This is a genomic window from Acidobacteriaceae bacterium (genome assembly GCA_028283655.1).
Taxonomy (GTDB): Bacteria; Acidobacteriota; Terriglobia; order Terriglobales; family Acidobacteriaceae; genus Granulicella.
Genome location: JAPWKE010000002.1, coordinates 255743 through 279527, shown reverse-complemented (window position 1 = coordinate 279527; position 23785 = coordinate 255743). Strand labels below are relative to the sequence as shown.

Annotated in this window: 23 protein-coding genes; 8 read left to right on the top strand and 15 right to left on the bottom strand. The window is 59.8% G+C overall.

Annotated elements, in window-relative coordinates:
- Positions 1-24 precede the first annotated feature (24 nt).
- Together ada and PW792_02800 are read right to left on the bottom strand one after the other, a co-directional pair.
- Entirely contained in the window at positions 25-1119 is a 1095-nt protein-coding gene (ada, locus tag PW792_02805; GenBank protein ID MDE1160858.1) for a bifunctional DNA-binding transcriptional regulator/O6-methylguanine-DNA methyltransferase Ada, read from the bottom strand.
- Between the two features lie 461 nt (positions 1120-1580).
- Entirely contained in the window at positions 1581-2489 is a 909-nt protein-coding gene (locus PW792_02800; GenBank protein MDE1160857.1) for a transglutaminase family protein, read from the bottom strand.
- Between the two features lie 364 nt (positions 2490-2853).
- Between PW792_02800 and PW792_02795 the strand changes: the two genes are divergently transcribed.
- Both PW792_02795 and PW792_02790 read left to right on the top strand, forming a co-directional pair.
- Positions 2854-4044 (top strand): GGDEF domain-containing protein, encoded by a 1191-nt coding sequence (locus tag PW792_02795; protein MDE1160856.1) that lies wholly within the window; start codon positions 2854-2856, stop codon positions 4042-4044.
- Positions 4045-4068: 24 nt separating this feature from the next.
- Entirely contained in the window at positions 4069-5235 is a 1167-nt protein-coding gene (locus tag PW792_02790; GenBank protein ID MDE1160855.1) for a peptidylprolyl isomerase, read from the top strand.
- Positions 5236-5479: 244 nt separating this feature from the next.
- Here the strand turns inward: PW792_02790 and metK are convergent, their stop codons facing one another.
- The 3 genes from metK to PW792_02775 form a co-directional block, all read right to left on the bottom strand.
- Complete coding sequence (metK, locus tag PW792_02785) at positions 5480-6649, bottom strand: methionine adenosyltransferase (protein MDE1160854.1); 1170 nt, start codon at positions 6647-6649, stop codon at positions 5480-5482.
- A 290-nt stretch (positions 6650-6939) separates the two neighbouring features.
- Positions 6940-7389, bottom strand: coding sequence for a helix-turn-helix domain-containing protein (locus tag PW792_02780; protein MDE1160853.1), 450 nt, complete (start codon positions 7387-7389; stop codon positions 6940-6942).
- A gap of 86 nt (positions 7390-7475) precedes the next feature.
- Positions 7476-8513 carry a hypothetical protein gene (locus tag PW792_02775; protein ID MDE1160852.1) on the bottom strand — a complete coding sequence of 346 codons (1038 nt, stop codon included), beginning with the start codon at positions 8511-8513 and terminating at the stop codon, positions 7476-7478.
- 135 nt (positions 8514-8648) lie between these two features.
- On the opposite strand from PW792_02775, the gene PW792_02770 reads away from it, so the two are divergent.
- Positions 8649-10139, top strand: coding sequence for a hypothetical protein (locus PW792_02770; protein ID MDE1160851.1), 1491 nt, complete (start codon positions 8649-8651; stop codon positions 10137-10139).
- A gap of 63 nt (positions 10140-10202) precedes the next feature.
- Positions 10203-11309 (top strand): FtsX-like permease family protein, encoded by a 1107-nt coding sequence (locus tag PW792_02765; GenBank protein ID MDE1160850.1) that lies wholly within the window; start codon positions 10203-10205, stop codon positions 11307-11309.
- 19 nt (positions 11310-11328) lie between these two features.
- Here PW792_02765 and PW792_02760 read toward each other — a convergent pair whose 3' ends face one another.
- Together PW792_02760 and iscX are read right to left on the bottom strand one after the other, a co-directional pair.
- A complete protein-coding gene (locus PW792_02760) occupies positions 11329-12996 on the bottom strand; it encodes a lipid II flippase MurJ (protein ID MDE1160849.1) in 1668 nt (555 codons plus the stop codon).
- A gap of 109 nt (positions 12997-13105) precedes the next feature.
- The gene (gene iscX, locus PW792_02755; protein MDE1160848.1) at positions 13106-13327 is read right to left on the bottom strand and encodes a Fe-S cluster assembly protein IscX; all 222 of its coding nucleotides are present in this window, start codon (positions 13325-13327) and stop codon (positions 13106-13108) included.
- Positions 13328-13417: 90 nt separating this feature from the next.
- Between iscX and PW792_02750 the strand changes: the two genes are divergently transcribed.
- Complete coding sequence (locus tag PW792_02750; GenBank protein MDE1160847.1) at positions 13418-14173, top strand: YIP1 family protein; 756 nt, start codon at positions 13418-13420, stop codon at positions 14171-14173.
- 85 nt (positions 14174-14258) lie between these two features.
- On the opposite strand, the gene PW792_02745 is transcribed toward PW792_02750, so the two are convergent.
- The 6 genes from PW792_02745 to rmuC all read right to left on the bottom strand — a co-directional run bounded on the left by PW792_02745 (position 14259) and on the right by rmuC (position 19274).
- The gene (locus tag PW792_02745) at positions 14259-15092 is read right to left on the bottom strand and encodes an alpha/beta hydrolase (GenBank protein ID MDE1160846.1); all 834 of its coding nucleotides are present in this window, start codon (positions 15090-15092) and stop codon (positions 14259-14261) included.
- Between the two features lie 137 nt (positions 15093-15229).
- Positions 15230-15454 carry a DUF86 domain-containing protein gene (locus PW792_02740; protein MDE1160845.1) on the bottom strand — a complete coding sequence of 75 codons (225 nt, stop codon included), beginning with the start codon at positions 15452-15454 and terminating at the stop codon, positions 15230-15232.
- Positions 15451-15723 (bottom strand): nucleotidyltransferase domain-containing protein, encoded by a 273-nt coding sequence (locus tag PW792_02735; protein ID MDE1160844.1) that lies wholly within the window; start codon positions 15721-15723, stop codon positions 15451-15453. Before PW792_02735 ends, PW792_02740 begins: the two co-directional genes overlap by 4 nt.
- A gap of 70 nt (positions 15724-15793) precedes the next feature.
- A complete protein-coding gene (gene fabF / locus PW792_02730) occupies positions 15794-17044 on the bottom strand; it encodes a beta-ketoacyl-ACP synthase II (GenBank protein ID MDE1160843.1) in 1251 nt (416 codons plus the stop codon).
- A 33-nt stretch (positions 17045-17077) separates the two neighbouring features.
- Positions 17078-17314: an acyl carrier protein gene (locus PW792_02725; GenBank protein MDE1160842.1), complete on the bottom strand. Its 237-nt coding sequence runs from the start codon at positions 17312-17314 to the stop codon at positions 17078-17080.
- A gap of 421 nt (positions 17315-17735) precedes the next feature.
- Positions 17736-19274, bottom strand: coding sequence for a DNA recombination protein RmuC (rmuC, locus tag PW792_02720; protein MDE1160841.1), 1539 nt, complete (start codon positions 19272-19274; stop codon positions 17736-17738).
- A 119-nt stretch (positions 19275-19393) separates the two neighbouring features.
- On the opposite strand from rmuC, the gene PW792_02715 reads away from it, so the two are divergent.
- Positions 19394-20062, top strand: coding sequence for a thioredoxin domain-containing protein (locus PW792_02715; protein ID MDE1160840.1), 669 nt, complete (start codon positions 19394-19396; stop codon positions 20060-20062).
- A gap of 86 nt (positions 20063-20148) precedes the next feature.
- Positions 20149-20523, top strand: coding sequence for a hypothetical protein (locus PW792_02710; protein MDE1160839.1), 375 nt, complete (start codon positions 20149-20151; stop codon positions 20521-20523).
- Between the two features lie 2 nt (positions 20524-20525).
- Here the strand turns inward: PW792_02710 and PW792_02705 are convergent, their stop codons facing one another.
- Positions 20526-20951 carry a hypothetical protein gene (locus PW792_02705; protein MDE1160838.1) on the bottom strand — a complete coding sequence of 142 codons (426 nt, stop codon included), beginning with the start codon at positions 20949-20951 and terminating at the stop codon, positions 20526-20528.
- Positions 20952-21163: 212 nt separating this feature from the next.
- Here PW792_02705 and PW792_02700 point away from each other — a divergent pair, with 212 nt between their 5' ends.
- Entirely contained in the window at positions 21164-22690 is a 1527-nt protein-coding gene (locus tag PW792_02700; protein ID MDE1160837.1) for an ankyrin repeat domain-containing protein, read from the top strand.
- Positions 22691-22743: 53 nt separating this feature from the next.
- Here PW792_02700 and PW792_02695 read toward each other — a convergent pair whose 3' ends face one another.
- Entirely contained in the window at positions 22744-23760 is a 1017-nt protein-coding gene (locus PW792_02695) for a radical SAM protein (GenBank protein MDE1160836.1), read from the bottom strand.
- Positions 23761-23785: the final 25 nt, after the last annotated feature.

Below are 23785 nucleotides of genomic sequence, written 5' to 3'. Positions count from 1 at the left end.
GTTCATCCTGCGTCTAAACCGGCCCTACTCTTTGCGGCCACCCTCGCGCTCCAGCAGCGCACCTTTGCGCTCCGTTCCCCAGCGATAGCCCGTCAGCTTGCCACCCGCACCCACCACGCGATGGCACGGAATCACTACCGCCAGCGGGTTCGCTCCGCAAGCCGTTCCGACCGCACGCACGGACTTCGGTGCGCCAATGCTCTCGGCCAGTTCGGCGTAGGTCCGCGTCTCACCCGCAGGAATCGCCAGCAGGGCCTCCCACACACGCTGCTGAAACGCCGTCGCCCGGATGTCGAACGACATCTGCAACGCCGCACCGGGCTCTTCGACATACGCCAGCACGGTGCGCAGCATCTCGCCAAGCTGCTCGTCGTCGCGACGAATCACGGCCTGCGGAAAGCGCTCGCGCAACTCCGCCACAGCCTCACCCTCAAAGTTGGCAAACGATACCGCGCAAAGCCCACGGTCGGTCGCCGCCACCAGCAGCGTGCCCAGTGAGCACTCGCCCGTCGACCAACGAATCGACTCGCCCCGACCACCATCCTTCATCGCCGTCGGAGACATCCCGAAGGTAGCCGCAGCCTGCTCATACACTCGGCTCGTTGAACCAAAACCCGCATCGTAGATCGCTTCTGTAACCGTCTTCTTCGGTGTCCGCACACGATCGCGGAAGAGTTCACGGCGCGTCGTTCGCGCGTACTCACCCGGCGAAACGCCGAGGATGCGCTGAAAAGCCCGCAGAAGGGCAAACTTGCCCAGCCCAACCGCCGTAGCCAGATCATCAAGCTCGATGCGCTCACCCGTCGTCAGCAGCGCGCACGCACGCTCCACGGCTTCGGCCTGCGGATCAGCCCGCAGCTCCACCCGCTGCGGCTCACATCGCAGGCAGGCGCGATAGCCTGCTGCTTCCGCCGCTGCCGGCGTCGAGAAGAAGCTGACGTTGCGGCGCTCCGGGCGACGGCTCGGGCAGCTGGGGCGGCAGTACACACCGGTGGACTTCACGGCATAGACAAACTGTCCGTCTGCGCTCGCATCGCGAGCCAGAACCTGCTGCCAGGCAAGCCCGGCAAAGATATGTTTTGCGTTCTTCGAAGAGGAGGACATAGAGGATGAGGACATAGGTGACTGCGCCATGGACAACATACTTAGTATCGTTCAACCGGCAGCCAAAATGCGCACTCCGCCAATTGCGGGCAAACACTCTTCGTCTTCCTACGCCAGCCAGATGCCACAAAAGCGTTAGGTGATACCACGACCTTCGTCCGTGGCCCCTCAACCTTCGTTGTCTTACAGCTTTCCTGCTCCGGAGAGATGATCAAAGAGTCAACAGGGAACGCCGTTCCCTGCATAGGAGAACACCATGCACGCTATGCTCACCGCAGCCGCTTTCCTTCTCATGATTCTTGCTCCCTGCCTCGTAGCTGGCCGCGCCGGCAGCGCAGACGGCGAATAACACCGCCGCAGCCTCCCCCTGGCGAGCAGCCTCCCCGACCGTCCTCTCCCCTGGAGAGACGGTCTTTTTGCGTCTGCAGAAAAACCCTTAATTTTCCTCGGAGGTGAAGCCCACTCGCCTCCCTCGACTAGCGCGACTGGACTTCGCCTTCCTGCACCGCGATCGATTCATTCGGCCGGGCCAAGGGCAAAGGGACCGGTTTTCCCTGCTCATCGACCTCGTACGATTCGACATAAAAACGTTTCAAATCGGCCACTCCGAAGCTGGTTGTGATGGCCACATCGGCCGCATCCCGCCCTACAGCCATCAACGTACGCCCCAGCCGGGGCGCATTGTGGCGAGCATCCATATCCCACCAGCGCCCCCCAAGCCACACCTGATACCACGCGGAGAAGTCTCCTGCGCCTGCGGCTGGAAGCCGTATATCCCCAAGGTATCCAGTTACATAGCGCGCTGGAATGTTCATGCACCGGGTCAACGTAACGGCCAGATGCTGGAAGTCACGGCAGACGCCAATCCGCTCGGTGAAGACATCCATGGCCGTCTTCGTCGAACGCGCGGCACCGTAGTTGAACGTCACCTTGCCATGCACCCAGTCACGAATCGCCGCCGCCGTCTCCCACCCCGGCGCATAGCCGCCGAACTGGTCCTGAGCGATGCCGCCGAACTGGTCGACCTGGCAGTAGCGGGACGCCAGCAGATACTGCAGCGTCTCGGACGGAAGCTTGTCGACAGGCTCCAGCCCGAGCCCAAAGCCTTGCGGATCAGGTGTTTCCGGTGCAGAAAGAAGATGCGAGCCGGACAACCGGATGCCACCGGCAGGGGCGCTGAAACGCGCGCACCGGTTGCCAAAGCTGTCGATATACTCCTCGCAGCCAATCGTGACAGGGGCGCCTGACACCGGAAAGTGCTCCACCGTAAGCGTTTCCCGGCTTAGCAACCGTGGTTCCACGGAAGGATGGACGTGGAGCAAGGCGATCATCGGCGTAGGAGCAGGCAGATGAAACTGGATATCGAACTCAGATTTGATCAGCACAAAGGGTTCCTGAAGGGCGTTCCTAGTCTGTGATGCAAAGAAAGAAGCGCAACGCTGCCCGGCCGAACCGCGTATGCGATGAAATCCTTGCCTTCCTTGTGAAATCAGACCAAAAATCTGTTGAGAAACGATCATTTTCGTATGGATGCGCCTTCCTCTGCAGGAGTAGGATGGGTGGCAACTCGCTGTTATCGCCGCATTATGACGTATCTACGGGCCCGCTTTCATCTCCGAGTACCTCTATCGGAAACACCGTTTTGCTGAGAAGACGCAGACCCACTGCTGATGGAAGCAGGAATTCATTCGCCGACTATCTCTCGAGCAGACTGGCACGGACTTCTGGTCCTGGAGAACGACGCATCCCATGGATTCCATAACGATTATTCAGTTTGGCGCAGCCATACTCGGCATGGGTGGCCTTTGCCTGTGTGTTGTCTCCGCCACGAACCGGAGGTTGCGAGGTCTGCGCTGGCTGACCGCTGCGTTCGCCACGGGATTCCTCTGCGCCATCTTCATGCTGATGCCGCGACAGTTGCCCAACTGGCCCATCATTCCCGCTGATTGCCTGGCTCTGATCGCATTTGCCTTGCTCCATGTTGCTGTAATGGAGATGATGGGCAGCCACAAGCGGCTTTCCAGAGTTTCCCTCATTCTTCTGGCGCTGACGGCAGCGGCCGATGTCGCCCAGATCTTGAACGCGCATTTCATGGTGCTGCGTTTTATCGCCGTGAGTCTGATCATCGCAACACAATGCCTGGCAACCGGGGTGTTTTTATTGAAGACCGCCCGTCGCCACGAGAAGCCACCGGCGTACTTCTGCGCCTTCATCCTGCTCTTCTTCGCGACCTTCAACATCATCCGGGCCGGGCTTATCGCTACCAGGCACCTGCATCAGGGCCGCTGGGACATCCTGATCTATAACTTTACCTACGCACTGTATATCGCGGTTGCCCTCGGCCTGGCCTTCGGCTACTTCTGGATGTCGACAACGCAGCTCTCTTCGCAACTGGAGTACATGGCCGGCACCGATCCGCTCACGCGGCTCTACAACCGCCGCATGTTTCTTGACGCCTGCGAACGTGAAGTCAGCAACCTGAACAGCAAACGAACCACCTTCTCCATCCTCATGGTCGATCTCGATCACTTCAAAAAGATCAATGATGGCTTTGGCCACTCTGTGGGCGACGCAGCCCTTGTGGCTGCCGTTGAAGCCATGCAGAACGCGACTCGAGGCTCCGACGTGCTGGCTCGATGGGGTGGCGAAGAGTTCGCCGCTCTCCTGCCCAATGCGGACCATATTGCCGCGTATATCGTTGCCGAACGCATCCGCACCAACGTGGAGAACGTTGAGATGACGGCTTCGCCGATCGAACAACAGGAACAGTCTCGCGTACGCCTGACTGCGAGCATCGGTCTGGCCACGTACCAGAACGGCGATGACATCCAAAGCCTTCTCCGCCGCGCCGACCGTGGCCTTTACCAAGCCAAGAACGCAGGACGTAACCGCGTGCTGATCGCTCCCAGCCTGGGAGAACTTCCGCTAAGCGCCATGTAGCGTGGTTCGCTATAGCATCGAGCCATGAGACTTTTCGCTGCAGCGCTGCTTCCCTTCGCCCTTGTTCCCGCCCTGGCGAGTGCGCAGAAAGCCGCCCACAAGAAAACGCATGCCGCTCCACAGCCGACCGGCGCCACCGTGCTCTTCGACACCAGCGAAGGACGTCTGAGCTGCAGGCTCTTTGAGAACGAAGCTCCACTGGCTGTTGCGCAGTTTACATCTCTGGTCACGGGTGGCTCCTACGACGGCTCCCCCATGATCGGCGTCACGGACGGCGTAAGCGGAGATCGCCCCACGTATGTCGGCGGTCCGCCGAAGCCCTTCCCTGCAGAGAAAAACGTCCTTACGCTCGACCAGCCGGGGGTCCTCGGCATGGTGGAAGCCAGTGGAAGCATTACCGGCACAAAGTTCATGATTCTTGAGCACGGCGACGAGGAGGCCAAGGGACGACTGGCGCCGATCGGGCTTTGCGATGCCGCGAGCGTGACGAAGGTCGAAGCGATTTCGCACAAGATGCTGATGGCGGGGAACCGACCGCCACTGCCCGTGATGATCAACAAAGCCCTGCTCGTCAAGACCGGCGAGCCGCTTCCTCCGCTAACGGCCAACGTGCCTGTGCAGCCCTGGATCTACCCGCCGATCCCCGGCTCCGAGATCCCTGTTCCGCAGCCGACCGGGCCTACAGCCGTTATCGCCACCAGCGAAGGAACGCTGCGCTGCAAACTCTTCAAGGAAACGCCGAACGCTACGGCGAACTTCATCGGCCTCGCCGAAGGCACCAAAGCGTGGCGGCATCCCGGAACGAAGGCCGTTATGAAGGGCCACCGCTTCTACGACGGCCTGCATTTTGCACGAGTCATCCCAGACTTCATGGTGCAGCAGAGCGATATGCCTGGCGACGCTTCGGGAGATGGCTCGATCGGCTTCCGCTTCGCCAACGAAGTCGTTCCCGGCCTTTCCTTTGACCGGCCCGGCCGACTTGCCTACGCGAATGCGGGCCCGGACACGAACTCCAGCGAGTTCTTCGTGACGGAGACGCCGCAACACAGGCTGGACGGAAAGTTCACCATCTTCGGGCAGTGCGACGCGGACTCGACCAAAGTGGCAGCGGCCATCGCCCGCGTACCACGCGACGCGCATAACAAGCCTCTGACGCCGGTCACGATTCACAGCGTAACGATCGAACGCTGAGTCGCCGGGAGGCTGAATATTTGGCCGAATCGCAACCTCTCGTCAACCTTTGAAGCGAAGCTGGCGTCTCAAAGGGTATGGCAGAGATGTTGCTGAAGGCGAACCGGATCTTCGCCGCGACAGTCGGGGTCGTGGTGCTGCTGAGCCTGGTGTGGATGGCAACCTGAACTTTGCCCAAAGGATTGCAAAACAGAACGGCGAGCCCTTTGGGGCTCGCCGTTCTGTTTTGCTTGAGCGAAGTCGCTTACTTGGCAGCGAGTTCAGCCTGTGCGCCAGCCTTCAGGGCTTCGGCCTTGTCGGTCGCTTCCCAGGTGAAGGATTCTCCGGTACGGCCGAAGTGGCCGTACGCTGCGGTCTTCTTGAAGACCGGGCGACGCAGGTTGAGGCTCTCGATGATGCCCTTCGGCGTGAGCTTGAAGTTCTCGCGAACCAGCTCGATCAGGCGCGACTCAGAAGCCTTGCCCGTACCGAAGGTGTCAATGCGGATCGAAACCGGCTCAACCACACCGATCGCGTAAGCAAGCTGCACTTCGGCGCGATCCGCGAGGCCAGCGGCCACGATGTTCTTGGCAATGTAGCGCGCCATGTACGCAGCCGAACGGTCGACCTTGGTCGAATCCTTGCCCGAGAACGCTCCGCCGCCGTGACGGCCCATGCCACCGTAGGTGTCCACGATGATCTTGCGTCCGGTCAGGCCGGAGTCGCCCATCGGTCCGCCGATAACGAAGCGGCCCGTCGGGTTGATGTGGTACTTGGTGTCAGCATCAAGCAGCTCAGCCGGGATGACGGCCTGGATAACGTGCTCCATGATGTCCGCGTGAATCTGGTCGTTGCCAATCTCTTCCGCGTGCTGCGAGGAGATGACGACTGCGTCCACACGAACCGGCTTGTGGTCGGCGCTGTACTCCACCGTGACCTGCGACTTGCCGTCGGGACGGAGGTAGCCCATGAGGCCCGACTTGCGGACTTCCGAGAGCTTGGCTGCGAGCTTGTGCGCCAGCGAGATCGGCGTCGGCATCAGCTCGGGGGTCTCGTTGGTGGCATAGCCGAACATCATGCCCTGGTCGCCGGCTCCGCCGGTATCCACGCCCTGAGCGATGTCAGGCGACTGGGTGTTGATGGCCGAAATGACGGCGCAGGTGTTGGAATCAAAACCCTTGAGCGCGTCGTCGTAACCGATCTCCTTCACCGTCGAGCGGACCAGCGTCTGGATATCGAGATGTGCCTTGGTGGTGATTTCGCCGGCAACGACTACGAGGCCTGTGCAGGTCAACGTTTCGCACGCAACGCGCGAGTACGGATCTTCCGCAAGGCAGGCGTCGAGGATGGCATCAGAAATCTGATCGGCAATTTTGTCCGGGTGACCTTCGGTCACGGACTCGCTGGTAAACAGGAAACGGTCAGTGGTAGACAAAGCTTTGGTACTCCTCCGTGAGATAGCCGGACCCGCCGTGCACGGCACAAAAGCCAGCACAAGGCGCCCGACGACCGGTTTCCGCGCGGCAAAGAAGAAAGGCAGGAGCCTTCCAGGAGGCCGACACTCCGGTCGCTCCGAACCTGCCCTAGTTCAGGGTAGTCGCGGAACCCTTTTATTTTACTCGCTGTGCCAGCGTAACCGCCACACCAACAGCGACCAGCCAGAATCTACAGGCGAAACGCGGGAAGATGCATTGAGCGGCAAACCGTCTCGCTTGTGAGCGAGGCTTATGAGTTCGAAGCTGGAACGGTCGCCTGCGGCGGTAGCGGCGAGGCCAAATGGCCTACCCGTGGCTGGATGACGAAGTGCCACGCCGCCCAGCCCATAGCGCAAAGGGCTACCAGCATCAACAAAACACCCGCCCAGCGGCGTTCCACCAGAGGCGTTTCCCGTACACGGTTGCGTTTGATCGCCTCAGCGAACTCGGCAAACTCCTGCGGCTCTCGCTCAGGCTGAGTTTCGGAGAGGCGGTTCAACCATTGGCTTTCGTCGATGCCAAGATAGCGGCAGTAGCTTTGCACCAGGCCGCGATTGAAGACGCCGCCCGGCAGGGCAGCCCCGTCTCCATTCTCCAGAGCTTCCAGATGACGCAGAGAGAACTTCGTGCCGTCTGCCACGGCAGACAAAGGCACTCCCAGCCGCTCTCGCTCTTCTCTTAGATGGGGTCCAAACTCCACAACTATCTCCGATTCGCATCGCTAGTGGCCCGTGACCTGCATGCACAGAATAATGTGCAATCGGGCGTCGATGCGCGGAGAAAAGCTCAGAAGGTATCGGCGACAGAAACCTGCGGGGCAGAGTCAGGGATCAGCGAACTGAAGGTCTGGCAGAGATAGGGCAGAAGCGCGAGGCCAAACGGGATGAAAATGCGCACCTCTCCGGTACGCCCGATCAGCAGCCACAAGCCAAGAAACGGCAGCGAACCCAGCAAAAACGCCAGCCCCGCACCATCACCCCGTAGCGGCTTCTTCCATGTCCGCCAGTAGAGCCAGAGCAATGGCGGCATCATCAACAGGAACGCCGACGTGCCAAAGACATCACGAAGGTTGCTGAACAGCATGAAAAACGCCCCGGCCGGGTAGTGGGCGTGCGGGTAAACGATGCGACTCATCACGAGTTGTGTCGTCCCTGCAGTGAACATCATCACGAACGCGGCCACGATCGAAAGATTTCGCGACAACGAGAGCCGTGCCCAGGGACAGAAAACACGCAGCCCCAGAACTCCAAGCCCAACCGCCATACCGATCTCAGCACGCACCAGCGCCTGAGCCAGACTCACAACAAACACAAGGAGCAGCGTGAGGATAGCGGGGCGTTCGGGACGGGCAGGCGATTCTTCTTCCCGCGAAGTGAAGAGCCACAACAGCAACATCAGCAGCATGGCCGTCGGCGCGGTTTCGAACTTCTTGTAAAGGTCCTGCCAGCTGATGAGAAACGACGCCATGCCGCAGTACAAAACACTGAAAAAAACCTGCCGCAGCAACGAAGCCGAACGATACAAAGGCTTGCGAACCAGCAGCCGATATCCCAACAGAAGCACTACCGTGAGCGCGATGAGGTCGAAGACCCCAAAGGAATGGCGGAAAGTCACACCGTGCTCATAAAGGAAGTACGCAGGCCAGAGTACCCCTACGCGATATTGAAACGGGGCCAGGCCGTGTCCGGCAGCCAATCCCAACTCATTGCCGATTCCGTTAAGCATCTCTTCGTCGTGATAGACGAAGTAGCCGCGATAGGCTGCGCCGATGGAAATCAGCAGAAGAGCAAACACCGTCCAGCGCTGTATACGATCCTTGAACAAGAAGCAGCCTTTGTATGGGAAGAGCGAATGAAATAGCGCGAAACAGCCAGTAAAACACAAAATAGTCGCACTAAAGGGCTGAGCACCGCTAGGCTATCACACAGCGTGAAGCAGTCAGCGTAAACTGGAATAACCGTGCAGATCGTTCTCTTTCGCCGCATTCCGATGAACTGGGCGCTAGCTTTCGCGCTGGTTCTCGCGTTTGCCCAAGTTTTTCTGCATACCCACATGGAGTACGTTGTACTTCACTTTGCCTATGTGGTTCTGTGGGTGATGGCCTTCAATATCGCAGGTGGGTTTACCCGGGCCTCTGGAAGCTTCATCTTCTGGTTTGGCGCGATGACCGTGCTCTCTGGCTCCATCGTCAAGCTTTGTATTGGTGAAGCTCCCGATACAAACTCCGCCATGCCCATTCTGTCCATGGCTGTTTACACCGCCTGCATGGCTATCATGCTCTTAGCCGCAATCGCCACGACCAAAATCGTAGGCAATACGGAGAGCATTGCGGAACGCATCATGCTGAGGCGCCGCTTCAGTTACCACGAAGCAGCGTCAGGAGCCCTGATCGTCTGCCTTCTGATGTTCGTTCTAGGGTTCATCCTGCCAGGCGGTGAAGGAACCATCTTCGGCGCTATCTCACGGCTGAATTTGCTGCAATACATGGCCATCATTCTGGGAACGATTGATGCAGTTCAGTCCAGTAACGGGAAACGCTGTGTGAACTGGATCGTACTCGTCTCTGGAGGTCTGCTCTTTCTGAACTCGGTTCAGGGCTTCAGCAAGCAGGATATGTTCTCCCCTTTCGTGTGCTGGGTCGTTGGAATCGCTTTCGCCAGATTCCGGTTGCGTCTAGTGCACTTCGCGGTATGTACAGCGTTCCTCTCGTTTGTGCTGTTGGTGATGGTTCCAATTGCCCAGATTGGCAGAAGTGCCGGTCGGGAGTTGCCGACGGCAGGGGCACGTTTCGCGCTGGTGGGCAACATGATTGAAAACATCGGCTACTACCGCCAGGTTCAAGAGATTGACGAAGAAAGCAGACTCGCTGCTACCAGCGACTACTTCGGCAAAAACGTTGGTGGCATGGCCGAACGCCTCACCACATGGCCTTTGGACGACCAACTTATCGCTTACTCCACGCGTGGCCACTTCATCGGTTACAACTATCTCTGGTACCTCTTTTGCAACTGGCTGCCGCACCTTGTGCTTCCCAACAAGGAGTCCCTCATGCCTGCAGATGCAGGCGGAAACTATTACGCCCGCCAACTAGGCGCTATCGGTCCAGAGGACGAAACTACCGGAGTATCCTTCGGCCTGCCAGCAGAGGTCTACCATCTTGCAGGTTGGCAGGCAATCACTCTGGTTGTGCTGCCACTTCTGCTACTGCACTTCCTGGTTATCGAAATCATCGCCGGAGACATACGCTCTACACCCTGGGGATTGTTTTATGCCATGTTCTTTTCGCACATGGCACCCGAGAGCGGCCTTAATGGCCTGATCTACTTCATCTGGTACTCCAATCTCGCAATGATCCTTTGCATTCTGGCCACGACTTATCTCGCACCGCTGGCGGGGCAACTCATTGCTGGGCGCCAACAGGTAGCCGAGCCAACGACACAACCCGCCTAACGGCTTAGCCACTACCGTTTGCTGCAGCACTATCTGTTATCGCTGTTATCGAGAAAGAAATTCATGAACAAGCTTATTGTCGGCAATCTCATCCACCGTCCCCTGCGCTCTGTTATCAGTGCCCTCGCCGTCGCGATTGAAGTTGTGATGATCCTTTCGATCTCCGGCGTGATGTTCGGCATCCTGGACAACTCGCGCATGGGCACCACGGGCATCGGCGGCGATATGCTGACGCACCCCGGTGCCTCCACCGCGCTGATGAATACGTCCGCAGCCTCTGCGGACGTTCGTATCGCCAACGTGCTGCGCGCCCTGCCGCATGTGCAGGTCGTCGCACCGATCAACATCAAGCTGACAATGGGTGCTTCGCTCGAGAACATCTACGGCATCGACTATGCGAGCTTCAACGACCTGCGGCCGTTCGTCTTCAAGTCAGGCGGCCCGTTCCAGCAGCCCTTTGACATGATCGTCGACGACCTGCAGGCGGCCAGCGGCAAGGGCCTGAAGGTGGGCGATACCGTCAAGGCGCTCAACCATCAGTTCCGCGTTTGCGGCATTGTCGAGCACGGCAAGGGCGCGCGCAAGTTCATACAGCTGACCACCATGGACTCGCTCGACGGCAGCACCGGCAAGGCTTCAGCGTTCTATATCAAGACAGAAGACGCGCCGAAGTACCAGAACGCTGTACGCAAGGAGCTGCTAGCCACCGATGGACTGCAGGGCTGGAGCGTTCAAACGCTGGACGAGCTGCTTTCCTCACTGACCCCTGAGCGTATGCCGGGCTTCAACATCGCACTGCGCGTGGTGATCGGCATCGCCATCGTCATCGGCTTCCTCGTGATCTTCCAGTCGATGTACACGGCCGTTATGGAGCGCACGAGAGAGATCGGCATCCTGAAGTCGATGGGTTCCAGCAAGTTCGACATTGTCTCCGTCGTCCTGCGCGAGACGGGGCTTTTAGCTGTGGTTGGCGTGGTGCTGGGAATCGCCGGAACATATATTCTGCGCTCGGTGTTGCATGCACGCTTCCCCACCCAGAGCTTCTCGATCACTCCGGGATGGGTCTCAGCAGCCGTTTGCATTGCACTTTCGGGCGCGCTACTCGGAGCACTCTACCCGGCGTGGAAGGCCGCTCGTAAAGATCCTATCGACGCGCTCTCCTACGAATAAGACATTAGACAAAATCGATCTAAGCTTTGCCGCGGCGCAGTATCTGCCGCGGCAATTTGCTTTTGGCGGCAACCAGGACACCGAAGCCCACTACAACCCAGACGACCGTACCCGCAAGCACGACGCCGACGTCATCCAGGTGCGAGTGTGGGCGCGACATATTGTGCGTCACCAGGTTGATTGCTCCGAGAGTCGCGGCGGAGGCCAGCAGCGTCCGCAGAAGCTCCCACCACTCCACGTGCCCGAGCGAAACCAGTCGCTTGCGATGCAGCAGAGCTGCCAACACGACGGTGTACGACGTCATGCCAAGATCGCTGGCGATGGAGAGTCCCAGCGTGCCGTGCGTCTTGAAGAGCAGCCAGTACACCGGCAGGCTGATCACCGTGATGATCGAGCCCGCGATCAGTGGAGTGCGGGCGTTACCGGCCGCGTAGAAGGCGCGGGCGTAGATGCCCTGGGCCGACCAGATCCCCAGTGTCACCGAGAAGACAACGAAGTAGAGCGCAGTCTCCGAAGCATCCTTGCGATGGAAACCACCACCGCGGAAGAGGTCCAGCAGCCACGGCGCGAGCGCGATCATCCACGCGCCGAGCAGCGTTCCAAACGCCATGAGCCGCGATACCGAGCGGGCCACTGACGACGAAAACTCCCACGACTTGCCCTGGGCGTAGAGACTTGCAAAGAACGGCAGCGACGCTGCGCCGGCAGCCGCGCCGACCACGGTCAGCGGAGCGTTGAAGAGGCTCTTCGCAACCGTCAGCCGAGAGATGCCGCCGACGTCCGCCGAGGCAAAGTACGCGAGAATCCACTTGTCCGCCATGCCTACGGTAAAGCCGAGCATGAGCGGCAGGTTCAGCCGGAGCCACTCGCGGAACGCAGGGTGCGACAGCGTCCAGCCGGGCGTGTACTTCAAGCCCGTGCGGAACGCGCCGACGATCGAAAGCAGCCCCGGGCCAAGCATCACGCCCGCCAGCACGCCCACCGGTAGCGAGTACACGCCGATCTTCGAAGAGAAGAGAAACGCGCCGACGATGATGCCCAGCGTGTAGATCAGAGGACTGATTGCCTGGTAGATGAAGATCTTTCGCGCCAGCAGGCGAGCGCTGAAGACTCCGCCCGCAAAGAAGAAGATCTGCGCGGGCAGGAGCAGTCTCGTCAGCGACGTGCAAAGCGCTGCCCGCTCAGGATCAAAGCGCGGAAACGCAACCCGTGTGTACACAGGCGCCAGCAGCTCAGCGATCAAAACCGCTACCACCAGCACGATCAGCATCGCGTTCAAAACGGCCGAAAGAGTTTCGTCTTCGCCACGCTCATCGCCGCGCTCGCGAAAGCGCGTGAGCATGGTGACCAGCGTGGCCGAACCGACGCCACCCACGAGGAAGTAGCTGATCATGTCCGGCAACTGGAACGCGGCGTTGTAGGCGTCCGTCGCCGCGCCCGCGCCGAAGACGTGGTTGATGTACTTCGTGCGCAGCAGCCCCAGCAGACCAGAAAGCAGGTTGGAAGCCATCAGCAGCAACGCGGCCGAGGCCACCGTATGCGTATGCTTTCCCCGGCCTGGCCGGGCAGGACTCTCCGCAATGGCTTGCTGTTGCGGCCCCAACGCAGGGTCGAGAAGGTCAGGGGCGACTTCCAGCTCTCGCGCAGCGGCTAACTCGGCTCCCGAAGTTGAAACAGGCTTGGACATCGACCACCATTGTCTCAGGTTGCTCGCCAAAGCCCTCGTGCTGAAACGGATACGCCGCAAGCAGCACGGAACAACTTGCGGCGAGAAGGGTTGTTGGCAGATGAAGCGACTACGCGTTCTTCGCGTCCTCGTACTCCTCGTGCCAGGCCGTCTGGATGGCTTCGAGCAGGCCTTCGTTGGACTTCATGGGATCGCCGACGAAGCCGGGAAGCTGCACCACCCATTTATGCAGGTCGGTGAAGCGGATGGAGTAGGGGTCGGTGTCGGGATACATCTCCTGCAGCTGGATACCGATCTCTTCGGTGTCCGTCCATTCAATTTCGCGGGGCATAGTTCTCGCTCCTTTCTTTCTCAGTGTAACGGCGAAGCGGAGTACACTTCCTCTACCTCACCTTCACGATTTTTTAGGAGACTCAGCGCAATGTCTGACTTTGCCACGCCCCTGCCCGACACCACGCCGGAAGTCGGCCTTTCCGAAGTCGAACGCCTGGTCGATACCTTCATCGCACCGACGAAGACCTTCATGGATATCCGCCGCTCCTCAAGCTGGTGGGTGCCCTTTGTACTCACCTGCCTGCTCTCGTGGATCTTCACCTTCACCGTCAGCAAGAAAGTCGGCTGGGAGGCGGTAGCGCAACAGCAGATTCACGCGAGCAAAAGCTCCGCAGATCGCTTCGACCAGCTGCCGCCCGAGACACAGGCCAAGCAGATCCATATGGCCGGAACGATCAGCACCTACATCGGCTACGCCATGCCCGTGATGTTCTTCATCATCATGGTTGTGATGACGGTCGTGCTTTGGATGAGCGTGAACTTCGGTCTCGGCGCGGAGACGAAGTTCTGGCAGGTCTTCGCCGTCCTGACCTATGCCGGGCTGCCCAAAATCTTCATCACACTGCTAAGCATCATCCTGCTCTGGGCGGGGGTCGGCGTCGACAACTTCGACATCAAGAACCCGGTCGGTACGAACCTCGGCTACTATCTCACCGATTCACCCAAGTGGCTGCAGAGCTTTGGCTCTTACTTCGACATCTTCAGCCTGTGGATGCTGGCGCTGATGATTATCGGGCTCGCGGTGATCGGCAAGAAAACCAAGGGACAGACCGCGATCATCGTACTCGGCTGGTGGGCGCTTATCCTGCTCGTCAGCGTTGGCTGGGCCGCCGTGATGGGCTAGCCCTTTCCCTCTCAAGCAGAACGAGTAAGGCCCGACAAAGCGTCGGGCCTTACTCATTGCCACCTATGACGGAGGAACACGCTGCTTACTCTGCGAGAAACTTCAGCAGTACTTCATTCACTTCCGTCGCATGCGTCCAGTTCAAGCCATGTGGGCCGCCGTCCACGACATGCAGCTTCGCGGTCGGGATCAACGCCGGCATACGGTTGCCGGTGGCGTCGATGGGCAGAATCTGATCGTCGTTACCGTGGATGACCTGCACCGGAATCGTCACCTGCTTCAGGTCCTCGCGGAAGTCTTCCAACCAGGCGTCCACGCAGGTCAACATGCCAACGTAGTACGAAGCCGCCGCGACATTGAAGCTCGCGTGAATCGCAGCATCGGAGATGTCCGTACCACCCACCAGCTTCTTCGAGTAAAAGTTTTTCAGGAAGCCTTCCAGGAAGACATAGCGATCCTTCTCAATGCCTTGCTTGATTCCCTCGAAGACCTCGGCGGGTACACCCTCGGGGTTGCTGCCGTCCTTGCGCAGCGCAGGGGCGATCGACGCCATGAAGCAGGCCTTCGTCACGCGTCCGTCGTTGTACTTGCCGAGGTAGCGCGCCACTTCGCCGCCGCCCATGGAAAAGCCAACAAGCGTCAGGTCCTTCAGGTCCAGCGCTTCAATCAGCTTGTAGGTGTCTTCCGCCAACGTGTTGTAGTTGTAGCCCTCGCTCGGGGCCGACGAACGGCCAAAGCCGCGGCGATCATAGGTGATGACGCGATAGCCCGCCGCCAGCAAAGCAGCAACCTGCTTCTCCCAGGAAGCACCACTAAGCGGCCAGCCGTGGATCAGCAACACCGGCTTCCCGGTGCCGCGGTCTTCGTAATAAATCTGGATGTCTGCGTTGTTCTCTTTGCCAACGGTGAGAAATGCCATGTGCGATTGTCTCCTCTTACAGATGGGTGGATGCAACTCGTGCGAGCGCCTCTGCAAACTCTGATGCAAAAAGCAAAAGGCCCGACATTTACTGTCAGGCCCGGTGGCTCGATGCTATTTGAAAAGTCGATGAAGCCCTACTCCAGGCTCTTTGCGAGTTCATGCTTCAAACGTTCTACCTGCTGTTGAAGATCTGAAAGATCGTTTTGAATCGTCTTCCAGACAATGTCAAAGTCCACGGCGAAGTATCCGTGTGCGATGGCATTCCTCATTTCATAGGCCGCCAGCAAGGGCAGATTGGAATGGCTCGCTGCGAAGTCAGGAATGTGGCCAAGGTAGTCAGCCAGACGCTGGCCGTTCATACCGGTCTGGCTTCGGCCAGCACGAGATGACGGAATTTTTCTGGCAGAGCCCCCGGAGTCACCACATCCACCGGGAAACCAAGAAGCACTGCCAGTTCAGAGCGGATGGCACCGATATCCAGCAGCGTCGTTTCCGGCGTGGGATCGATGAGGAGATCGAGATCGCTCTCCGCCGTGTCCTGCCCACGAAGGACAGAACCAAAAACGCGGGCATTACAGGCGCGGTGGGATTCCACCACACGCCTGATTGCCTCGCGTTTTGAGTTCAACGAAATCGGAAGGTTCCATGAGTCGCCTCGTAATCCCGATTCACTTTACGTCACCGTACAGCGTACGAGCTTATTCCGCGCCCCAACGCTTGAAGACCAGCGAGCCGTTCGTTCCGCCGAAGCCAAACGAGTTCGACAGCGCGTAATCGATCTTCGCAGCCTGTGGCTTGTTGGGAACATAGTTCAAGCGGCAGACCGGATCGACGTTCTCCAGGTTCATCGTCGGAGGAGCCGTCTGGTGCTGCATCGCCATGATCGTGATGCCTGCTTCAAGACCGCCTGCCCCGCCCAGAAGGTGGCCGGTCATCGACTTCGTCGACGAAACGAGCAGCGTGTGGTTCTTGGCACGCTCGCCGAAGACGTTCTCAATGGCCTGCGACTCCATGGCATCGCCCAGCGGCGTCGAGGTCGCATGAGCGTTCACATAATCGACCTTGTCCGGAGAGATTCCTGCCGACTTCAGCGCGTTGTTCATCGCACGGAAGCAGCCTTCCCCCTCAGGAGCCATGCCGGTCATGTGGAACGCGTCCGCGCTCATGCCATAGCCGATAACCTCGGCCAGGATGTTCGCGCCGCGAGCCTTGGCAAACTCAAGCTCTTCCAGAATCAGAATGCCAGCGCCTTCGCCCACGACAAAGCCATCGCGGTCCTTGTCCCAGGGACGGCAGGCACGCGTTGGATCTTCGTTACGCGTCGAGAGTGCCTTCATGGCCGCAAAGCCGCCAACACCCATGGGGGTGATCGCGCCTTCCGTGCCACCCGCAATCATCGCGTCAGCATCGCCACGCTGAATGATGCGGAACGCATCGCCGATCGAGTGCGCCGACGAAGTGCAGGCCGTAGCCGTCGCTTCGTTCGGGCCCTTCGCCCCATATCGGATCGACACATGGCCAGCGGCCAGGTTGACGATCGAAGCCGGGATGAAGAACGGCGAAATCTTACGAGGACCGCCGTTGATCAGGTTGGTGTGCTCGCGCTCAATCACATCGAAACCACCGATGCCTGAGCCGATATGTACGCCAACGTTATCCGCATTGGACTCGTCCACAACAAGGCCCGACTGCTTCATGGCTTCGTCCGCAGCTGCCAGAGCGAAGTGGATGAAGCGGCCCATCTTTCGGGCCTCCTTCTTGTCCACGAAGAGGTGAGGATCGAAATCCTTCACTTCTGCCGCAAAGCGGACCGGGTGACCGGTGAGATCGAAGGCCTTAATTTCAGCCATACCGCTCTTACCGGCCATAAGGCCTTCCCACACCTCGGGCGCGGTTTTTCCGACCCCGCAAATCAAGCCGAGGCCGGTAACGACGACGCGTCGCTGCATCCTGAGTTCCTTTGTGCCGCGTGTTGCAGCTGGTTACTTCTTGTTCTTTTCGATGTAATCGACCGCGTCTTTAACGGTCTTGATCTTCTCGGCATCTTCATCAGGAATCTGGATGTCGAAAGCCTCTTCGAACTGCATTACGAGCTCGACTACGTCCAGCGAGTCAGCGCCCAGGTCTTCCTGGAAGCTCGCACCAGGCGTCACTTCGGCTTCGTCCACCTGAAGCTGTTCCACAATAATCTGTTTGACCTTTTCGTCAACGGCTGCCATGTAATCCGATCTCCTATATCTTGCCTGCGGGGCTGGTTGCCGCCACAGTGCGTTTGAGGAATGCCTCAGCGTTCAAGCATACCCACGCGCCATCGCGGTGTAAAGATGGCCCGATGAATTCTGCCCATGGCACAAAAGTCTCGCACCCTGACTCTTTTCTACTAACAGCTCCCCCGCGAAAAAGGATAAAACTGTTTACGGGCCATAAAACCGAGGATCTACTGAGATGAAACTGCTATGCCGCCATTGCAAGCCCCATGGAGTACTGCGAAGAATTAATCGCAGGGGCTGGTTCCAACAAGTCCTGCTAAGCAAGCTGGGAATCTTCCCCTGGGAGTGTGTCGAATGCCGACGCGTGACCTTTCGTGCGTGCCGCTTCGACGAATCCCGAGCCATCGAAACCCAGCGAGCAGCCTAAACCCTACAAAGACAAATCAGGCTCAGACGACTCTTCTGCCTGATCCTCTTCCTCATTCGCCGCCAGTAGCGACAACACATTCTGGCTGACGCTATCTCCCGCCAGCGGCGTTCCAAGATCGAGTTGATTGACCTTACGGAACGCCCGGTTCACGGTAGTCGTTTTACTGCGAATCTTGCCGATGGTGTTTTGAACCGTCCCGACCTGCTTTTCGACGGTCTCCATCAGCTTCGCAAAGTTCCCAAACTCATCCTGCGCCTTCATGAAAACCTGATGCACATCGTGCAGATTTTCCTTGAACTTGGCCTGCCGGTAGATGAGCTGGAAGCTAGTCAAAATCATAGAGAACGCTGACGGTCCTGCGATCACAACGTTGCACTGCTGCTGCACCTCCGCGTGCAGCCCCGGCCGACGCATGACCTCGGCGTAGAGCGCCTCCGTAGGCAGATACATGATCGCGAACGGCAGCGTGTTTGGCGGGTCAATGTACTTCTCGCTAATCCGCTTGCCTTCGTTCCGGATCGCTCGCTCGAACGCCGTGCTGGCCTTCTTCCGGTCGTCGTCGGAGCCATTATCGTAGGCGTCTTCCAGACGCTCCCAATCCTCCACCGGAAACTTCGAATCCAGCGCCAGCAGCACGGTCGAATCCGCTCCGTTCGGCACCTTCAGCGCAAACTCCACGGCTTCCTGCGTGTTTGCCTTAATGCGCGCGTTCACCACGTACTGGTCGGGCGAAAACATCTGCTCAAGCTGCTGACCGAGGAAGAACTCGCCGACGATGCCGCGCGACTTCACATTCGACAGAACGCGCTTCAGATCGCCCACACCGGTCGCCAGCGTTGTCATCTCGCCCAGCCCCTTGTGGACCGAGGCAAGCTGCTCCGTGACCGCGCCAAAGCTCTCCGTCAGGCGCGAGTGCAGTGTCTTCTGCAGCTTCTCGTCCACCGTCTGCCGCATCTCCTCGAGCTTGGCCGTATTGTCCTGATTCAGTTTGTCCAGACGCGCCTGCATGGCGTCGCGCAGTTTGCCCTGCTCGCTGGTCTGGGCCGCGGAAAGCTCCGTCAACCGCGTGTGCAAAGCCTCCCGGCTGTCGTTCAGATGCTTCGTCGTCTCTGAAGTAAACGCAATGAGCCGCTGCTGCAATGCACCGAGCTGGTTTTCGACGTCCTTCCTCAGCGCAAGCGCATCCGTCTTGTTATCGGCACGGAAGCTGTCCAGCCCCTCGTTGAGCGTCTTGCCCAGCGCCTGGATACTGCCCAACACCTCTGCCCGAAGCTGGCTGCTGGCCGACTCCGCTGCCGTCCGCGCCCGCGCAGCCTCTTCCGCCGAAGCCGTGCGCAGAGCCGCCAGTTCCGCGCGCAGATGCGCATCTGTAGCCGCGAACTTTGCGTCCAGCCGGGCCATCTGACCAGGCAAATCGGCCCCCGCCAGCAGGTCAAGCCGAGGGTCCACCGCAGCCGTCGGCGCAGCGGGCTTCCGCAACAGCACAAGCACTACAACGATAAGTGTCAGAATCTGGAGGGCTATCAGAGCAACAGGCATTTCGTGTTTCCTTCGCTCCAGAGGATAACGCATCGCGGGCGAAAAACCTGTGTTTGAATTGAGACAGAGCACATTTGCTCGCCGAAGGGTTCAGTCCGCGTCCAATGCGTATGCTTCGAATGTCCGCCGCCGCCGTCCTGTCGCTTGCCCTTGCCGGGGCTGCCGCTGTTGCTGGCTCTGCCGCTATCGCGCAGACCTCCGTGCCGCCCAACCAGGTGTCCAACTTCCACGACACCTCAATGCTGAAGCCGCCAGCCGGCGCCAAGGTCGCAATCCTCGAGTGGGAAGACCTGGAGTGCCCGGCCTGCGGACACGCCTTCCCCATCGTTCACGCAGCCCTTGCGCACTACCACATTCCCATCGTGGAACGTGATTTCCCGCTGAACATGCACGTCTGGTCGAAGAAGGCTGCGCTCTACGCGCGCTACATGCACGACAAGATTTCGCCTGACTTCGCGCTCGAGTACCGCCGCGAGGTCTTCGCCTCGCAGTTCCGCATCTCGTCCATGGACGACCTCGAAAACTTTACCCGCCAGTTCATGCAGAAGGGTGGCAAGCAGCTTCCCTTCGTCGTTGACCCGGACGGCAAGCTGCAGGCTGAGATCGACGCCGACTACCACCTCGGCGAAAAGCTTGGCATCAGCGAGACCCCGACCATCATCGTCGCCACCGCCCACCACTGGATCCAGGTGAAGGACGTCTCGCAGCTCTACAACGCGATCGACCAGGCCAACGAGATGGCGGCCAAGGAATCGGCCGCTCCCGTCCACCACACGACGAAGAAGTAGCCGAACGCTTTCATCGCAACATAAAGGCACCGAGAGATCGGTGCCTTTTTCACTTTCGCGTCACACGACGATGTACTCTTCCATCTATGTCCGCTTTCTGGAACAAGCTCTTCAATGGCGACGACGCTCCTCAGCTTCCGCCCGATGTATCCGCCGACGCCGAAGCCCTGACCGTTGCCGAGATGGAAGGCGAAGAGGCTGTCTACGTGCGTGTGCCGTGGTCGTCGATCACCGCGATCCTCGCGCATAAAGACGATGTCTTCGGCGTGGCCCAGCTTCGCCTCGAAGTGCTGACCGACATCACCGAAGCAGCTCTGCTGATCACCGAGGACGATACCGGCTTTGCCGAGTTTGCACCACAGCTTACACAGCATTTGCCGGGGCTCGATCCCGCATGGCGCGAAGAGTTCGCGGCGATGCCCGTCACCGGCGAAGCCTACGTGCTCTTCCGCCGCGCGTAGGTCTACTTGCAGGTCAACGTTACGGTGGCTTTGTTGTCCGGTGTCGCCATCGAAGTCTTACTAAAGACGCCCGTGAGCGTCACCGGTGTACCGGTGGCACCAAGGCAGCTTGCCATGCCGTTGGTCACGTCGAACGAACTGCTGATCTGAATATTCTTGGGGTCCGGATTCGACCAGGTCGCGTATTCGATCTGCGCCAACGCCGGTTCTGCGCACCCCTGCACCGCGCTATGCGTGATCGCACCCTGAAACTGCACCTGATTCTGCACCGCCGGGGCGAGGTGATCGAGCGTGGCCGTGGTCGGGCTGACACTGAAGATGGTACTGCCGGTGCAATCGACCGTGGTCGACGAAACAGCCGCGCAGCCAGCAACCCCCGCAATCAGCGGTAGCAGCGCGACAACGCGCGCAAGCCTCTGGGTATCCATGAAAACGTCTCCTGAGTTGCGCTCCCATTGTGCCATAGCACGAATAATTCTCTGAAGCCGCCTCGTAATGCTAGGCTGGGTACGCACACTGAGGGTGCACCCCGTCCGCGGAAAGGGATGATCCCACCTCCCTGCACCACCGTATGGCAGCACCCACTCTCTTCTCGCCCGGTAAGCGGACCCAGGGCAGCAACACCGAAGGAGTGTGATCCATGCCTACCCGCGAACTTTCCGCACACCCCAACCTTGAGCACCTGAAGAAACAGGCCCGCGAGCTGCTCACAGCCGCACAGCAAGGTGCGCCTGACGCGCGTGCCCGCCTGCAGGACGCCCACATCACCACAGAGCCACCAAAGCTCGCCGATGCCCTGCATACCGTTGCCGCAGAGTACGGCTTTGCTACCTGGTCGGCTTTGAAGCTGCACGTTGCCATCGCTACCGGCGATCCAGTTGAAGCATTCGTCGCAGCGCTTCGCGCCAATGACGCAGCAGCCGTCTCCCAGCTTCTGGCCCAGCAACCCACGTTGCGCGAGCGCCTGAACGACTCGCTACCCGGTCTCGACTTCGAGCAAACCCCACTGCAGATCGCCGTGCACCATCAAAACCGCGCCTTGGTCGATACCCTGCTCGACGCCGGTGCCGACCCCAACGTACGTTCGCGCTGGTGGGCGGGCGGCTTTGGCGTGCTCGACTGGGCGCAGCCCGAACTGGCCGACCACCTGATCGCCCGTGGAGCGACACTCGATGCTCACTCGGCAAGCAGACTCGGCAAGGTAGACGAATTACGCAGCCTGCTCGCAGCCGACCCCGCGCTCGTTCATGCTCGCGGCGGCGACGGACAACTGCCGCTCCACTTCGCCGCAAATCTCCAGGTTGCCGAACTGCTGCTGGCGCACGGCGCGGCGGTCGATGTGCGCGATATCGACCACGAGTCCACGGCGGCGCAGTACATGGCCGCCGACCGGACGCGGCAGAACATCGTCCGCCTGCTGCTCACAAAAGGGGCGCCCCCGGACATGCTGATGGCGGCTGGCCTCGGCGACCTCGCCCTGCTGGAACGACTGATCGACGCAGACCCCGAGAACGTGCGAGTCACCGTCAGCGACCGCTACTTCCCGAAGAAAAATCCACGAGCAGGCGGCGTCATCTACCAGTTCACCTTCGGTCCAACGAAGTCGCCGCACATAATCGCCCACGAGTACGGCCACACCGAGTGCTTCGCCCTGCTGATGAAGCGCAGTGCGCCGTGGCTTCGCCTGGTCGTCGCCGCAGAGCTGGGCGACACCGGCTTGATGGACGAGATCCTCGACCAGATGCCGGGCCGCGTTCCGCGCCTGAGCGGCTTCTCTGCGCGACGCTTGATCGGCATCGTTGTCCGCAACAACACGGACGCCGCGCGTCTGCTCGTCGAGCGCAAGTGGCCCACAGACGTGCCGCTCGAAAATGGCGAGACGGCGCTGCACTACGCTGCGTGGCACGGCAATCTGCCGATGGTTCGGCTGCTACTCGAGCATGGCGCACCGGTCAACGTCTTCGAGAGCGAGCACGGCGGCAGCCCGCTGGCGTGGGCGCTGCACGGCTCCCTCCACGGCTGGCATCGCGACACCGGCGACTACGTCGGCGTGGCGAAAGCCCTGCTGGCCGCAGGCGCACAGATCCCCCGCCCCGCACGACCGCTGGAAGCCACCGAAGCGGTGCTTGAGGTGATCCGCAGACACGAAGCAACCACCACCGCATAAAAGAAAATGCCCTGAAGCGTGCGCTTCAGGGCATTTTTTGTTTCGTGAAAACTTTACTGAATCTGTACCAGCTCGGATTCACCATGCCCGTGACCGCCGGGGGTGATCGTTGTGTGCTGCGGCGCGCGCCAGTGGTCGATGTAGCTGACCTGATGGACGCACGAGATCGTGCAGTTCGGAGCACAGGACTTCTCGGTCAGGAACTCGCGCTTGACGTCTTCGGTCGTGTACTCCGCCAACGGCACGCCCGGGAAACCGCGCTGCTGCGAGCAGTAGTGCACCAGACCGTTTTCGCAGACGTAGATGTAGCGCGAACCTGCGCGGCAACGCCAGTCGTTCGGCAGACCGTTCGCGATGGCTTCCTGGAAGTGATTGAAGCGGGAGTAGCTGCGGCGCGTAAGCTGGCGGACCTTGTCCCACACCTTGCGCTCGCGGTCACCCAGCGGCTTCAATTGGCCGGAGCCGTCGTGGATGATGCCGATCGTCGAACTGAAGCCCAGCGACAGCGCGCGCTGCGAGATCTGCAGCGCATCCTCAGGGTTCGAGATGCCGCCGCCGACCACCGAGTTGATGTTCACGTGAAAGTCCGCGTGCTCGGCGAGCATCTGCAGCTTCTTGTCGAGCACCTTCAGCGACTTCTTCGAGACATCATCCGGCATCACGTTGTCGATGGAGATCTGCATGTGGTCGAGGCCAGCCTTGTTCAGGCGCTCGATGCGATCGGGCATCAACAGGTAGCCGTTCGTAATCATGCCGGCGATAGCGCCGGTCTTGCGGATGCGCGCGATCACCTGGTCGAGCTCAGGATGCAGCAGCGGCTCGCCGCCGGAGATCGTAATCACCGACGTGCCGAGACGGCCCAGATGATCGATGCGGCGCAGCATCTCGTCGATTGGCGTCGGGTTCGAAACATCGTCAAACTCGTTGCAGTAGGTGCACGCAAGGTTGCAGCGACGCATCGGCACAATGTGCGCCATGTAGGGGTGCGCGGTCGAAGCGATCGCGCTCGCAATGGAGCCTAGTTCGCGAAAGCGGCGCGAGGCCGCGATAAGACGGCGACGAGCGGTCATCTTGCGCTGAAAAGGTGTTTCACCG